General features: G+C 51.7%; 17 protein-coding genes and 3 tRNA genes (1 of these 20 cut by a window edge). 14 read left to right on the forward strand and 6 right to left on the reverse strand.

What is annotated here, in order from left to right:
- Positions 1 to 19 precede the first annotated feature (19 nt).
- Positions 20 to 2,380 carry a replication endonuclease gene (locus HMPREF3277_RS04650; protein WP_070870175.1) on the forward strand — a complete coding sequence of 787 codons (2,361 nt, stop codon included), beginning with the start codon at positions 20 to 22 and terminating at the stop codon, positions 2,378 to 2,380.
- 257 nt (positions 2,381 to 2,637) lie between these two features.
- Here the strand turns inward: HMPREF3277_RS04650 and HMPREF3277_RS04660 are convergent, their stop codons facing one another.
- Positions 2,638 to 3,660 carry a phage portal protein gene (locus HMPREF3277_RS04660; RefSeq protein ID WP_070773438.1) on the reverse strand — a complete coding sequence of 341 codons (1,023 nt, stop codon included), beginning with the start codon at positions 3,658 to 3,660 and terminating at the stop codon, positions 2,638 to 2,640.
- Positions 3,661 to 3,669: 9 nt separating this feature from the next.
- On the reverse strand, positions 3,670 to 5,499 hold the full coding sequence (locus HMPREF3277_RS04665; RefSeq protein ID WP_070870176.1) for a terminase large subunit domain-containing protein: 1,830 nt from the start codon (positions 5,497 to 5,499) through the stop codon (positions 3,670 to 3,672).
- 155 nt (positions 5,500 to 5,654) lie between these two features.
- Here HMPREF3277_RS04665 and HMPREF3277_RS04670 point away from each other — a divergent pair, with 155 nt between their 5' ends.
- The 13 genes from HMPREF3277_RS04670 to HMPREF3277_RS04730 all read left to right on the forward strand — a co-directional run bounded on the left by HMPREF3277_RS04670 (position 5,655) and on the right by HMPREF3277_RS04730 (position 12,334).
- Complete coding sequence (locus HMPREF3277_RS04670) at positions 5,655 to 6,461, forward strand: GPO family capsid scaffolding protein (protein WP_070870177.1); 807 nt, start codon at positions 5,655 to 5,657, stop codon at positions 6,459 to 6,461.
- A 20-nt stretch (positions 6,462 to 6,481) separates the two neighbouring features.
- Positions 6,482 to 7,489, forward strand: coding sequence for a phage major capsid protein, P2 family (locus HMPREF3277_RS04675; protein ID WP_070773441.1), 1,008 nt, complete (start codon positions 6,482 to 6,484; stop codon positions 7,487 to 7,489).
- 107 nt (positions 7,490 to 7,596) lie between these two features.
- On the forward strand, positions 7,597 to 8,256 hold the full coding sequence (gene gpM / locus HMPREF3277_RS04680; RefSeq protein ID WP_070870178.1) for a phage terminase small subunit: 660 nt from the start codon (positions 7,597 to 7,599) through the stop codon (positions 8,254 to 8,256).
- Positions 8,257 to 8,395: 139 nt separating this feature from the next.
- Positions 8,396 to 8,881 carry a head completion/stabilization protein gene (locus HMPREF3277_RS04685; protein ID WP_246830760.1) on the forward strand — a complete coding sequence of 162 codons (486 nt, stop codon included), beginning with the start codon at positions 8,396 to 8,398 and terminating at the stop codon, positions 8,879 to 8,881.
- A 1-nt stretch (position 8,882) separates the two neighbouring features.
- A complete protein-coding gene (locus HMPREF3277_RS04690; protein ID WP_070773443.1) occupies positions 8,883 to 9,095 on the forward strand; it encodes a tail protein X in 213 nt (70 codons plus the stop codon).
- 6 nt (positions 9,096 to 9,101) lie between these two features.
- Positions 9,102 to 9,470 (forward strand): putative holin, encoded by a 369-nt coding sequence (locus HMPREF3277_RS04695; protein WP_070679140.1) that lies wholly within the window; start codon positions 9,102 to 9,104, stop codon positions 9,468 to 9,470.
- Positions 9,467 to 9,841 carry a phage holin family protein gene (locus tag HMPREF3277_RS04700; RefSeq protein WP_070679139.1) on the forward strand — a complete coding sequence of 125 codons (375 nt, stop codon included), beginning with the start codon at positions 9,467 to 9,469 and terminating at the stop codon, positions 9,839 to 9,841. Before HMPREF3277_RS04695 ends, HMPREF3277_RS04700 begins: the two co-directional genes overlap by 4 nt.
- Before the next feature lie 10 nt (positions 9,842 to 9,851).
- Positions 9,852 to 10,391 (forward strand): NlpC/P60 family protein, encoded by a 540-nt coding sequence (locus tag HMPREF3277_RS04705; RefSeq protein WP_070773445.1) that lies wholly within the window; start codon positions 9,852 to 9,854, stop codon positions 10,389 to 10,391.
- Between the two features lie 13 nt (positions 10,392 to 10,404).
- The gene (locus tag HMPREF3277_RS04710) at positions 10,405 to 10,719 is read left to right on the forward strand and encodes a twin transmembrane helix small protein (protein WP_070870179.1); all 315 of its coding nucleotides are present in this window, start codon (positions 10,405 to 10,407) and stop codon (positions 10,717 to 10,719) included.
- Positions 10,720 to 10,772: 53 nt separating this feature from the next.
- Complete coding sequence (lysC, locus tag HMPREF3277_RS04715; RefSeq protein ID WP_070679137.1) at positions 10,773 to 11,030, forward strand: Rz1-like lysis system protein LysC; 258 nt, start codon at positions 10,773 to 10,775, stop codon at positions 11,028 to 11,030.
- Positions 11,027 to 11,245, forward strand: coding sequence for a TraR/DksA C4-type zinc finger protein (locus HMPREF3277_RS04720; protein WP_070870180.1), 219 nt, complete (start codon positions 11,027 to 11,029; stop codon positions 11,243 to 11,245). Before lysC ends, HMPREF3277_RS04720 begins: the two co-directional genes overlap by 4 nt.
- A 12-nt stretch (positions 11,246 to 11,257) precedes the next feature.
- Entirely contained in the window at positions 11,258 to 11,671 is a 414-nt protein-coding gene (locus HMPREF3277_RS04725; RefSeq protein WP_070870181.1) for a phage tail protein, read from the forward strand.
- A 51-nt stretch (positions 11,672 to 11,722) separates the two neighbouring features.
- Entirely contained in the window at positions 11,723 to 12,334 is a 612-nt protein-coding gene (locus HMPREF3277_RS04730; RefSeq protein WP_070773448.1) for a phage virion morphogenesis family protein, read from the forward strand.
- Between the two features lie 295 nt (positions 12,335 to 12,629).
- On the opposite strand, the gene HMPREF3277_RS04735 is transcribed toward HMPREF3277_RS04730, so the two are convergent.
- The 4 genes from HMPREF3277_RS04735 to HMPREF3277_RS15215 form a co-directional block, all read right to left on the reverse strand.
- Positions 12,630 to 13,841, reverse strand: coding sequence for a tyrosine-type recombinase/integrase (locus HMPREF3277_RS04735; RefSeq protein WP_070870182.1), 1,212 nt, complete (start codon positions 13,839 to 13,841; stop codon positions 12,630 to 12,632).
- 167 nt (positions 13,842 to 14,008) lie between these two features.
- Positions 14,009 to 14,099, reverse strand: a tRNA-Ser gene (locus HMPREF3277_RS04740).
- A gap of 94 nt (positions 14,100 to 14,193) precedes the next feature.
- Positions 14,194 to 14,280 (reverse strand) — tRNA-Leu (locus HMPREF3277_RS04745).
- A gap of 37 nt (positions 14,281 to 14,317) precedes the next feature.
- Positions 14,318 to 14,393: transfer RNA gene (locus tag HMPREF3277_RS15215), tRNA-Leu, on the reverse strand; it runs 134 nt beyond the window's last position.

The following is a 14,393-nucleotide window of genomic DNA, read 5'->3' on the forward strand; positions in this document are numbered from 1 at the left end:
TTACTAGGCAGGACAAATCATGGGCATATCAATTCAAACAGCAAATGCAAAGGCGGCGCAGCAAGACTACGCCGCCAATGCCTTTTTGCTGATTCCGCCCGTGTTGCGCGAAGGCTTTGAAAGCCTGAAACCTGCCGAGGCGTCAAAAGCGCGTTCGTTCTTTACCGATTTAGTCGTTCGTCAGTTGGACAGCGGCATTCAGCCCGCCGCCGCGCGTGTTCGCGCCGAAGACGGTCTGAAAACCCTGCTCGACAATCTGACCGTTTTGCCGCCTGCCGTCCGTTCGGCAGGTTTGGATGCTTCGGACGACGACATCTGCGTCCTTGCTGATAGCGCAGCCAAGGACATCTATTTTAAAAAACGTATCGGCTGGAGCCTCGCCGGTTTAATCCACTATGCCGCCGCCGAATACGGCATCGATACCCAAAAAGTATTCAAGGACAAAATCCCCGAAGCCATCGAAGCCCGCCTGCAAGCCCCTAAATTCTGGCGTCGCCAGCTTCGCCGCATTTTCGCGCGCGCCGCCGAACGCTACCGCCGCGAGGCTGGCTTTGTATCCCGTAAAACGGGGCTTTATGCCTCTGATGAGGCGGTTTTCCGTCGCTTGTCTCAAAAGCGTCGCAATCTTGCCATGTTGCAAACCATGATTGCCATCAATGAGCTGGGGCAAGAGTTCATGCTCGAGGCCTTGTCTGAAGTCTCTGTATCCAATCCCGCCCTGCGTCGCGCCGAATTGATGGTGCGTATTCGCGGCTTCGAGGAAATCGCCCGTCTGAAAAACCACGTCGGCGAATTTTTTACGATTACCTGCCCTTCCCGTATGCACCGTATGCACCACTTTGGCAAGCCAAACGAGAAATTCAGCGGCGAAACGCCGTCGCAGGCGCAGGCATACTTAAATAAAGTATGGGGTCGTATCAATGCAGAATTAGGTCGTCTGAAAATCAAAATCTACGGTTTCCGCGTTGCCGAGCCGCATCACGACGGTACGCCGCACTGGCACGGCCTTGTCTTCATGGAAGAGCAACACCGCCTTGCCTTCCGCCGCGTCGTGGCAAAACACGCTTGCCGAGAAAACCGCGAAGAGCTGGGTTTGAAATACTTGGCGACTGCGAAAGAAGCGGACGCGGAAGCCCGCCGAATCCAATCGAAAATCCGTGAAGAACAAGGCAGCACGCCTACGCTCGCCGCCATCCGCGCCGGTCTGAAAACCGAGGCAAAATTCTGGGAATCCAAATATTTTAAATTTTGGAAACAAAGCCCCGCCTCTGCCCGCGTTGACTTTGAAGCCATCAACTGGGCGCGCGGCTCGGCTGCCGGTTATATCGCCAAATATATCGCCAAAAACATCGACGGTAAAAGTCAAAGCGGCGAAGGCTTGGGCATTGACTATGAGTCTGACGCGCTGTTGAACATGGCGGAAACCGCCGTCCGCGTGGACGCATGGGCAAGTCATCACGGTATCCGCCAGTTCCAGCAAATCGGCGGCTGCCCCGTCACTATTTGGCGCGAACTGCGCCGAATCAATCCCGACGCTTCAGACGACCTTTTAATGCTCGCCCAACAGGCTGCCGATATGGGCGACTGGATGCGTTTTACCGTCCTTTTGGGCGGCGAGTCCGTATCGCGCAAAAACGTCCGTCTCGGACTGTACCGCGAAGAGGCAACCAAGTCCGAGCCGAACTGCTACGGCGAAACTCCTGCCGACCGCATCATGGGCGTTTACGAAAAAGCCACAGGACGCGTCGAAATTTCGCGCGTCCATTCGTGGGTTTTGAAAAAAAACGGCGGCACCGCCGCCGCTTGGACTTGTGTCAATAACTCTACGAAAATGAAATTCGACCCCAAATCTGCCCAAAAATTAAGCAGTCGCCCAGCGGCGGCAACCCTGACCGACCTAGAAAAAACCGAATCCGCCGAATGGCTTATTTGGAAACACGGTTTTTCGGTGCAAAACGCCGTCGGTTTGGCAAACGCCGGATTAAGCCCGGAACTGGAAAACGAATATCAAAAAGACATGATTGATATGGCCAGCATCGAGGAACTGGGATACATGAGCCGCGAAACCCGCGAACAAATCGAAGCCGCGGCGAAAGATACCGCGATCCGTGGCGAAGCCGCCCGAAAAGAACAACGAAACTACCGCGAATACATCCACGGTATCGAGAAACTGCGCCGTCCGCTCGTCAGCGGACTGACCCCAAAAGAACCTGTTTTTGACTTCGCCGCCATCAAAGCCGCCGACGAAGCCAATATCCGCGCGAAGACGGTCCGCTACGAAAAACCGCAATACGACACCGTCGAAAGCGTTCTTAAATCCGCCCGCGCCGCCCGTGAAGCGTCGCAGGCAATGAATGACAAACTGATTAATAGAAACTGACCAATAGGAAAGGAATAAAAATGGGCGAATACATTACCCTGGACGAAGTGAAGAAACTATGGACGATACCGGGCAAAAAGCCGCCGTCCACGACAACCATTTGGGCGCGCCGCCGGGCGGGGCTGATACCGCAGCCGAAGTTGGTGGGGCGGGACAACCTCTATAAGCGGGACGAGGTAATTCGGATGCGGGACGAGTATTTCGAAAGATGACATGGATAATAAAAGGTCGTCTGAAACATTTCAGACGACCTTTTCCTATTTCCCGATACCGACCGTTGCCAAAGTGTACGGCTTAAATCTAAACACTTCCGCGCCGAATGCGTCGTTTGCTTCGAGAAACGCCGCCTGTATCGGCTCGATTTCATTCGCGGCGAACACTTCCGCCGCCGTCCGGGCATCGCCCAATCCGCCTGCTGCCGTCGGAACGACCCCCATTAATGACGGTGGGACGCGATGTATCGTCAGCATGTCTTGGGCAGACACGTTTTTAATATTCAGGAAATCGTCTTTGGCCGCCACCTCTGAAATCGGAATCAGTTTGATACCGTCGGACTTGCCGTCGGGCGAGCGCAGGAAGACATTGCGGAAATTGCCTTCGCGCTGCGCTTTTTTAAACTGGTCCTTGAGATTGTTCCAGTCGTCGTTGTTGATGTTGTTGTCGGTTGCGTACACGATAAAGCCTGCATGGCTGCCGTTGTCGTAGTAGCGGCGTCGGAAGGTTGTCGCCGAGCGGTTAAGCTCCGCCGAACTTAAGCCCGCCAAATAGTCCGGAATGCCGTAAACCTCTTGCACCAAATCGGGTTGCATCAAATGGATGACGTCGGATTTGGGGATAAAGTCAGCCGTCGCGATGACGTGCGACCGCAGATAGAAGTAACCGTCTTTTTCGTATTTTTTAGACGACCGCCGCATATAGACGGACAGGCGGTTTTTGAATCCCAAAACCTTGCCGAAGCGGTTGCGCTCCGCCGACAGATAGCCGTTTCCGGTTACGAGGAAATTAAATGCCAGCTTTTTAAATTCGGCGCGGCTCAAAAGCGCAGTCGGTTCGAATGTGGAAGTTAGGACGTTCAGTTTGCAATGCAGGGCGGACGAATGATGTACGCCGGCACGGAGCAATCCGATCAAGTCCTCTTGATTGACGGGCAGTTCGTAGTAATGGCCGTTGTCGGCGCATTCCCACGCCGCGCCGAGCCAAGACAAACGCTCGTCGTAACCCCAACTGAAAATCTCTAAATCTGTGCGTGGTTCATTGCCTGTCGAATTTAAATCAGACATAAAAATCCTTTAACTATCAATCTCAAAACGTCCGCTGACAACATTGTCCAGCGGCTCTTGATAAAACAACATCATCGCTGCCCAAGCCAAGTCGCCATGACTGGCGGCTTTGCTGCGCGTCGATTCGTAAGTGATGTTTCGTCCGCTGGCGGTAATGGCGCGGCGGACGGACATAAACGCCATCTGCAAATCTATTTTGCCCGCGTCCCACTCGATACGTTTGTTTTTGAGCAGGTTCTGCGTTTTTAAAACCATCATCCCTTTAATGTCGGGCGTGTAGGTCATGCCGATGGCGGGCGGGTAGAATTTTTTAACAAGGTCGTACACCGCCGCGCCGATACCGTTTGCGTCGATGACGATTTTGGTAACGTTGAATTTCTCGGTCATGCCGCGAATGATTTTCGCCTGAGATTCGAAGTCCGCCCCATTAATCATGTGCGTTTCCAAGATTCTGAATGGATCGCCGTTGCGTTGCGGCGGAACGGCGACCACCAAGCCGGATGCGTCGCCGGTATAGCTCGGGTCGTAGCCTATCCATACAGGGATATTACCCGCCGGGCGCATCATGTCAGGTTTGTACCAAGTCCAATCCCACGATTCGACGCCGCAGGCTTGCAGGTCGGCAAAGTGAAACACGCCCTCGCCGTCAGGGACGAATTGACATTCAAAAAGCTGCGCAAACTTGTCGGGCGAGTTGCGCTGCCGAAGGTAGTCAATATCGAAGAGGTTGCAGCCTGATTCCTGCGCATCATGAATCGTGACGATTTGCCGCCATTGCGCGTCGGCATCCTGACGACCGTGTTTTAAAGCGGCGTGGCTCAAATCGAGCTTGATATGCTCTCTTCTGGGACGGCCTTCGTTAAACATCGCGCCCGACCAAAAACCATAAGCGGGGTGGCCTTCGGACGACGGCGTGGAGAAATAGGTCGTCTTCAGGTGCTTTTGACTCGCCATCGGCTCGGCGAGCGTTTGCAATCGCTCAAAATCGGGAATCCAGAAATATTCATCGACGTACAAGTTGCCGTTGCGACCCTGTGCCGTCCGTGAATTGGTGCCTAAAAAATGCAGTTCCGCGCCGTTATGCAGCGAGATGGTATCTCCGCCTTTTAGCTCGACATCGACCATCTTGCAGAGGTTTAGGATGTATTGTTTGAACTGATACGCCTGCGCGCGGGACGCGGACAGGAAAATGGAGTTGATGCCCGTTTTTAGGCTGGTCAGGAAGGCTTCGCGGGCGAAGTAGAAAGTCGCGCCGATTTGGCGGCTTTTTAAGATATTTCGGAAACGGTGCGTCCGATAAATCTCGCCCCAATACCGCTGATAATCGAAACACTGCTCTTCGAAAATCTCTATCATGCGCTGCTGCTGCTCCGGCGCGATATAGTTTTTCGGCGGTTTTTCGACGGAGCGGGTGCGGCTGCGTTCGGTGCGCTCGGTACGTTCACGCGGCGGGCGGTCTATGCTCGGTACGCTGTCAAAAGGCGGCTTGTCTGCGCCGTCAAAGCGGTTGTTCGGAGGCGTTTCCAATTTTTCAGACGACCTTTTACTACCCTCCCCGCTCATTAGTGCGGAAAGCTGGCGCATTTCTTTGTAAACGCTGTCCGATTTGTTCGGGAGGTTGACGAGTTGGATTAAGCGCGCCTCAATAGAAGAGGCGACGCGCTGCATCGGCGTCCCGCCATCCCAGTTTTCACGTTGCTTCCAAGAATGCACTGTGGCGGGCTTCAGCCCCAAATGCCGCCCGATGGCGGTAATCTTCCAGCCCTGCCAGTAAAGAGAACGCGCCACAAGGCGCGGGTCTATATTCTGCGCGATTTCGATGTTCTGACGTTTTTCCATTAGCTCAAAAAATATCTTTAATCCCCCGATTTTCGGGCAAATCCGCCCGACACGCCCATTTAGCATGACTTGAAAATCACACGGAAAACCCCCGCCGCTTGCCTCGCTCCGCGCAAATGACAAAATAAAGCGGACAAATATCACAGCAGGCAAAAATGAATAAATTCGCCCAATCAACCAAAGAAAAATTTAGCGACCGATGGTTCTGCATTGGCAAATCAGGTGCAACCGTTGATGGACGCACCATCGAATCCGCTGACCTCATTGCCGCTGCTGCCGCATATGACCCCGAGTTGTACGGCGCGCGCATCAACTTGGAACACTACCGCCCATACAGCCCGAAAAACGACTATTCAGGCTTGGGCGACGTCCTCGAACTCAAAGCCGAAACGACCGACGGCGTGACCCGTTTGTATGCCCGTATCGACCCGACTGAAAAAATGCTGGGCTACATCAAAGACCGCGAAAAAGTCTTCACCTCGATGGAGTTGATGAAGCCGTTCGGCGATACCGGCAAAGCCTATTTGGTTGGTCTCGCGATGACCGACTCGCCCGCCTCGATGGGTACAACAATGCTCAAATTCCGACAAATTGCACCAGACGACCCTAATTTCACCGCCGCATACACACAAATGGAAAGTCAAGATATGCCCCAAGCCGAAACCCAACCGAAAACAGAGAAAAAAGGCATTTTTGCCGTCATTCACGACGCAATGTTCAGCAAAAAACCAGCCGCCCCCGAACAGCCAAGCCAAGAACCGCAGAAAATCGATTACAGTCAAGAAATTGCCGCCCTGAACAAAGAATTGGAGCAATCGGCGCAAATCACTGAAAAAATCGTCGAAGACTACGCGGCATTGCGACAAGAATTCGAGGCATTTAAAGCAAAAGTCGAATCGACCCCTGTCAATGCCGCCGCCGCGCACACCGGCGCGACAACCGTCGCAGATTCCGAATATTGATAACAAAGTAAAGGCGAAAAATGCACCCATACATTCAGCAATACATCAATGCCGTCGCAAAAGCCAACGGCACAACCGCCGCAGGTATTGCGCGACAATTCAACGTACAGCCCGCCGTATCTCAAAAAATGCGCGAAGCGGTACGTCTGCAATCTACTTTCTTGCAGAAAATCAACATCATCAGCAAAACCGAAATTGCCGGTTCCATCATCGGTTTATCGACTGGTTTGAACGCCTCTCGTACCGATACAAAAAACGGCGACGGCAGCGTTCGCCGCCAACCCAAGCCATATCACAACCTGAGCGACCGCCAGTATTTGTGCAAAAAAGTCAATTTTGACACTCAAGTCAGCTACGACGACATGGACTCTTGGAGCGCCCACCCCGAATACGTCAAGCTGATTAATAACCAGCTCGTCAAATCCAAAGCCTTGAGCCTGATTGCCATTGGCTTCAACGGCACGTCTGCCGCTGCGACCACCAACTTTGCCAGCAATCCGCTCTTGCAGGATGTACAAAAAGGCTGGTTGCAACACCTGCGCGAAAATGCAGCGACAAACGTCATGGGTGGAACTGCGAATGCAATTGAAATCGGTACAGGTAAACCGTACACCTCAATCGACCATCTCGTTACCGACGTGATGGAAAACCTGATTGACGAAGAGTTCCACGACATGCCGGGCATGACCGTTATCTGCCATCAATCTTTGTTGTCTGAAAAATACTTCGCAGTCATCAAAGAAGCAGGTAATAAGGCAAGTGAGCTGCGTCCAGCCGACATCATCATGAGCGAAAAACGCTTGGGCGGTCTGCCGGTCGTTACCGTGCCATATTTCCCGAAAAATACCCTGCTGGTTACGCCGCTGGAAAATCTGTCGATTTACTTCCACAAAGGCGGCCACCGCCGCAAATTGGTGGACGAGCCTGAATTTGACCGCATCGCAGACTACCAATCGGAAAACATCTGCTATGTCGTCGAAGAGTATGGCGCAGCGGCTTTGGTGGAAAACATCAAAATCGCCAAATAGCAATCAGGCGCAAATCGTCTGACTGTATCAAAGGTCGTCTGAAACGAGCTTCACCCCGTATGGGTTGCGGCGATTGAGTTTCAGACGACATCACAGAAAGAAAAATAATGACACCCGCCCAAGCACATAAACAACAAGTTTTGGCCGAGCAAGCCGCGCAAAACGGAGAGGACATCAATGCCGCCGAACCGTACCGACGCTTGCTGGCTACCCTCAACGCCGACCGTGCCGTATTGAGCCAAATCAAAGCGGTTTCCGATAAAGTCCAAGCCAAAAAAGGCATGGTTTTGAAATATCTGCCGTGGCTCGAAGATGTGTACCAAGCAGGAGCGCCGTCTGAATCAGACCCTGTCTTCACGACTGCGCTTTTGTGGCTGATTGATATTGGCGATCTCGATACTGCCGTGCCGTACATCCTGTTTGCCATCAAGCATGATATGAAGGTGCAAGACGACTACCGCCGCGACTTGCCTGACCTGTTGGTCGAAGAGTTGGCAGAGCAATTTGCCACCGGTGCCGATTTAAGTCCCGAAAATCATGCTGAATTGCTCGCCCTCTTGAGCAGTACGGATGGCGAGACAGGCATGCACACAATCAATCTGACGGACATCGTCCGCGCCAAATTTTTCAAAGCATGTGGCGAACGCGCTGAAGAAGTCGGAGACGTGCAGGGTGCCGTAGGCTACTACGAATCCGCTTTGCAGTATTCCGACAAAATCGGCGTCAAATCCCGTATTGCCGCACTCAAAAAACAGCTTGAAAGCTGAAATCTTCCCCCCGCCGGGCGCAAGCCTGCGGAAAGTCCTCCCGATTAATCGCGGACGGCCTTATCCGTAAAAGCCTCTGCGCCTCTATTCCGAAGCCCGCCTGAACATCGGGCGGGCTTCTTCAGTATGGATACAAAACATGACGATGGTTTTCGCCGATAACCCCGACCAAGGGCGGCAGGAATTCGACCAATCCGAAATCCGAAGCATTCCGTTTTTTCCCGTTATTGACTTAACAAACTTCCGCGAAGTCATGCGGATAGAGGCGAACATATCCAGTTCGCGCGTATATCACGCTGCCCTTGAAGCCGTCGCACATGTCAACGGACAGCTTAAAAAATACCGTATTTCAGCCGTTCAGGTAGGCAAATCCACGCTTGCCGAAACTGGCGATTCAGACGACGTTATCAACGGCGAGTCCGTGAAAACCATCCACTACCGCCGCGCCGTCTATTGCTATGCCAAATCCCTACTGTTGGAAAAATACGCGGATACGGAACCATCAGGGAAAGCGGGCGAACGTGCCGAAATGAAGCAAAGTCAGGCGGAGGACTACCGTCGCGAAGCCCACTACGCGACCGCCGCCGTCATGGGCGAAAGACGCTGCGATGCAGAATTAATCTGAAATGGAATACATAACGCAAGAAGGCGACACCGTCGCAAATATCGCATGGCGGCACTATGGCACATCGGCAGGGCATACCGAGCGCATCCTGACCGCGAATTACGGCTTGGCCGCCTACCCTGCCCTGCTGCCCGCCGGCATAAAAATAAGGCTGCACGAAGCAGCGAAAAACGAAGAAATACAAGAAAAATCTACCCTGAACCTATGGGATTGAAACGTTATGACCCACGATAAAACCACCACCGCCGTCAATGCCGCTGTTATCGTCATCGGAAGCTACCATGTCCATGCCTCCGTCGCGTTCGGCGCGCTAATCGGCGCATCCCTGTTTGTCCTAAGCCAAAAGGCAGAACGTCCGATCAATAAGGCTTGGTTGTTTGCCGTGTCCTTTGTTGGCGGTATTTTTGGTTACGACGGAGCGGAAGACATTGTTAACTGGCTGCTCCCGGGCGATGAGTTACACATCAATAGCTTTACTGCTGCCGCCCTCTTTTCTGCCGGTTTGGTATTGGGATTGCAGCGAATCATGCGCCTGATTGACCAAGGTCGTCTGAAAAACACGGAATTGGAAGAGGAAAAAGAGGTATGAATACCGTCCAAACCACCGCCATCATTGCTTTATCCCTGACCGCTGCCCTGAGAATCATCATGTTTGACGCGCGCGGCAAGACGCATAAGCCGTTGAGTGCGGCAATCGCCTATCTGTCTATCGTGTGGTTTTGCAGTCTCGCACTGGCCGCCGCCTTTGCCATCGAATCTCTCACAACATGGCTACTGATTTTCGGTCTCGCCCTGCACACAGGTGCAGTGTTATGGAGCGGCGGAAACGTCAGCAAAATTAACCCGAAAAAAACCCGACCTATCGCCGCAAATCAAGGATTTTTGAAACGACAGGCGGTAAGCCAGTCATCGAAAAACCTGATGCAAGAAGGTCGGACAACATCTGAAACACACAATTAAAGGAAAAAATATGACTGAATTGCCTTGGATGGCGGAAGCCCGCCGGCACCTCGGATTAAGAGAAATCGTCGGTGCGAAACATAACCCGATTATCCAGTCTTGGCTCAAAGAGATGGGAAACTTTCCCAATGCTGCAAAAGCGTGGTACGCAGACGACGAGACGCCTTGGTGCGGTCTGTTTGTCGGGTACTGTCTCGGCAAAAGCGGACGCGCCGTCATCAAGGATTGGTATCGTGCAAAGGCATGGTCTGAAGCAGGTCTAACCAAGCTTTCTAAACCTGCCTATGGCTGTATCGCCGTGAAATCCCGCAAAGGCGGCGGCCATGTGTTTTTCGTTGGCGGCAAAAACGCCAAAGGGCAGATTATGGGATGGGGCGGTAATCAGGGCAATGCCGTATCAATCGTGCCGTTTAACGCCGCCGACATCGATGGCTACTACTGGCCGTCTAAATTGGTTGATGGTAAGCCGGTTAAATCGTTCCCGTCAGAGGAGCGTTATAACCTGCCCATCGTTACCGGCACTGCGGCAGCAGGCGTGAGCGAAGCCTAGGAAGGGAGATGATATGAAAACAGCTATTGTTGTTATCGTGTCTTATATCCTGACCGTTGCCGTCCTCGGATATGGCTTGATGTACATGCGAAAAAGCAATAAGGCACTGACACAAACAGTCGCCGCGCAGGAAGCCGCCATCAAATCAAAAGACGCAACAATCAGGATTTATAAAGCCCGCGCCCAAAGCTTGCAGGAGCAGGTAAACCAAATCATGAAGGTGCAGGCTGAAAAAAACAGCCAAGTCGAAGCAGCACTGACTAAGCATCATGAATGGTCGTCTGAAAAACTGCCCGAAGATGTAGCCAAAACCATCAATAAAAAATAACAGCGGGGCGCATGATTGCGCCCTTTTAAACATCAAACTATGAAAGATAAAACATGAAACGTCTCTCTGTTCTCGTCGCAGCCATTGCCCTTACTGCCTGCACCCATAATCCGCCGGTATCTGTACAGGCTGCCGAGTCATGCCCGCCGGTGCCGAAGTGTGAAGCCTACCCGCCCGAAGAGATTACAACCAATGCGGACATGGTTCGCGCCTTGATTGCCTATCGCTCGGCGTTTGAACAATGCCGCCTCTATCGCGACGCTTTGTCAGCCTGCCTCAAAGGCGATGAAGAAGGGAAAGCTACACCATGACCGACATCATTGACCAAGCCTGCGACTTAGAGCAAAAAATGCGCGAATTCTGGCTGTTGCGCCAAAAGGAACAAGAATCCGCCGCGCCATCCGCCCAAGAGTGTGAAGAGTGCGGTGAAATCATCCCCGAAGCGCGTCGAGAAGCAGTACCGGGTTGCCGTTTATGTATTGACTGCCAACGCATCGAAGAACAGCGACGGCGGTTTACAAAATAAGGTCGTCTGAAAATGGAAAAACCAAAAAACCTGCGTCTTGCCATACAGGAAACGTTGCCGGAGTTTAAAGCCGCCCCTGACCGTCTGCGTCTGACGGTTTTGTCGGGGCAGATTATTCCTAAACGCAATACATTGAGTTATGAAGCGAAGTACACGCTCAATATTTTTATTCAGGAATTTCATCGCGATCCTGCGTATCTTTTTTTGATTGTGAATAAGTGGTTGCAAGAGAATCAGCCGGATATTTTATGTCCGGGTGCTGACGCATCATCACGCGCCTTTATTTTTGAAGCTGAACCGATAGAGTCAGACGTGTGGGATGTGATGATAGAGCTTAAATTGACTGAGACCGTCATCGCTGGACTTGATGATAATGGTTTGGTCACATACAAAGTCAAGGCGGAGCCGCCGAGACAGGCTTTTTAGGCATCAATGCGGGGCGCAATCATGCGCCCTTTTTGCTAAAAGGATAAACAAATGCAAGAATTGGAAGAGTTTGTCGCGCAAATCCGCCATCTGTCACTGCAACTCAAGCCGTCTGTCCGCGCCAAACTTTTGCGTACAATCGCAACCGAACTGCGCCGCCGGAACCGCGAACGGATTCGGGCAAACGTGGAGCCTGACGGCAATCCAATGGCTAAGCGGCAGGGCGACCGCTTTATGTTCCGCCGCATACGGGATGGCGAAGGGCTGAACGGTCGACCGTTTCGTTTTTTCGGGGAAAAATACGGTGACAACTACACAGGGCGCATCGCATACAGCCGGACGGAAAACGGAAAAGAATTAGTTCGGTTCGAGGGAGAACGCGGACTGTTGGGATTCCGACGAGAATATTTATACCTGAAAACGTCGACAGCATCCCGAATGGCAATGTTCCGACGTCTCGGTGCCGCCCGCTGGCTGCGTCAAAAGGCAGATGCCAACCGCGCGCAAATTGGTTGGTTCGGCGGTTCAGCGGCAGCCATTGCCACTGAACACGAAGATGGTAATTCCGGTAAAAACCTACCATCGCGCCTGTTATTGGGATTGCCGAAAGAGGATTTGCAATACGTCACAGACCAGTTATTACAAGCCCTAAAAATCGATTGAAAAAAGCCGTCTGAAACAAATCAGACGGCTTTATTATTGTATTTTAAAGGCAGTGCATAAATCAGCATGAAAATGCATAATCTTGTATAAAAACGCATAAAAAACCAGTACCCCAAAAAAGCCGAAAATCCCATGAAACATAAGGATTCCCGCCTACTCTATCGCTGCATAAAAAAACACACCCCCGCAAAGCCCGCGGGCGTGGAGGGGGAGCGCGCGCCGCCCGTCGTCGCAGGGTCGGCAACACAAAAAAAGGTCGTCTGAAATGTTTCAGACGACCACATAGCGAATAACATCATTTAGTGCGATAACGGTCACGAAGAGCCATGACATCGCGCCCTAAGTTCTCGAGCATCTCCAGCCGCTCGTCTAAAAGTTCGGAGCGATCATAGGCGCGTTCTGTTTTGTCGGATATCCCGTGAGAAAGTAGCATCTCTCCGACATCTCTGCGGATTTTATAAACTTCGCGCAGGTATGTTCGCGCCAAACTTCGGAGGCCGTGCGCCGTTGTGTTAAGTTCCATCTTGGAGCGTAGTTTTATTCGGACAGTTTCGGAGGACATGGGTTTAGCGAATCCCGCGCCCTCAAACAAATAAATACCGTTCACATTAAGTCGGAGAGCCTCGAAATAAATAGTTTTCAAAGCCGAACTCAATGGAACAATATGCGGGCGTGTCTTCATTCGTTCGATAGGTATTTCCCAAATGCCTGCCTTGAGATTTATTTCTGACAGCCTAGTCCCTGCCGCTTCCGACGGGCGCGTCATGCTCAACAGTTGCCAGTAAATTAAAAGCCGCGCGCGGTCTCCAATATCTTTTGACGTTTCGAGGCGTTCAACTAAAAGGGGGAGTTGGTCGAATCGCAAAGCATCGAAATGACGTTCGGGCGGTTTGTCAAAAACCTGCTTGCCGATGACCGCAACAGGATTCGACGGGATAGAGCCGTCAGCAACAAAATAATCAAACATCAGACCTAAGTTACCTTTTACCCGCCGCAGATACTCCAAAGCCTGCCGCTGCTCCATCTTGCGCAACACCGCGACAACTTCCGCCGTCGTGATTGACCGAATATCGCGCCCCTTGAATGTCGGCAAGACATTAAGCTCAATCGCAGCCAAGACCTGCTCCGCATAACGGGGATTCTTCCCCGTCCCCTGTTTGCCCCCAGACTTGCGCCATTTGTCAAACCACCGCGCCAAACAATTTTCAAACCGATATGCTGCGGCTACGTCGTCTGAAATCAATTTGGGATTTATGCCATTTTTAATTTTAGACAACATCTCATCCCGCCAAGCGCGAGCATCTGCTAACCCGAAGCGTGGGAAAAGTCCTAAAGTCATCGTGTCCATTTTCCCATCGGCTCGGCGGTATTGTAGCCGCCAAGATTTAGTACCAGACGGCAAAACCCATAAAGCCAGCCCGCCGCCGTCGGAAAGTTTGTAAACCTTGTCTTTCGGTTTGGCGGTTTTGATTTGAGACAAGCTCAAAGGCGTTACGATTTTAGGCATGTGTTACTCCTTGTGATAACACATAAAATACCATAAAAAAATCAAAAGAATCTGTATGTACTCGAAACAGATTTAAAACATACAAATATAAAAAATGGCTAAGTCTTTGATAACTTAGCCATTTATATATAGATTTAAAAGTGATGAAAAACTTTTAAAAAAGTAACTGGCAGAGAGGAAGGGATTCGAACCCTCGATACGCTATTCACGTATACACGCTTTCCAGGCGTGCGACTTAAACCACTCATCCACCTCTCTGTGGAATCAAACATATTTTATTGCCTGATATTGTAGCTTAATCAGACAAATAAATCTATTCAATAAAAAATCCGGATAAGCCGGATAATTGATTTGGTGCCCAGGAGAAGACTCGAACTTCCACACCCGTGAGGATACTAGCACCTGAAGCTAGCGCGTCTACCAATTCCGCCACCTGGGCAATTAGGATGGATAAGCAAAGCGGCGACCAAAAGGTTTGGTGCCCAGGAGAAGACTCGAACTTCCACGCCCGTGAGGACACTAGCACCTGAAGCTAGCGCGTCTACCAATTCC

The sequence above is a fragment of the Neisseria sp. HMSC70E02 genome (genome assembly GCF_001838645.1).
Classification (GTDB): domain Bacteria; phylum Pseudomonadota; class Gammaproteobacteria; order Burkholderiales; family Neisseriaceae; genus Neisseria; species Neisseria macacae.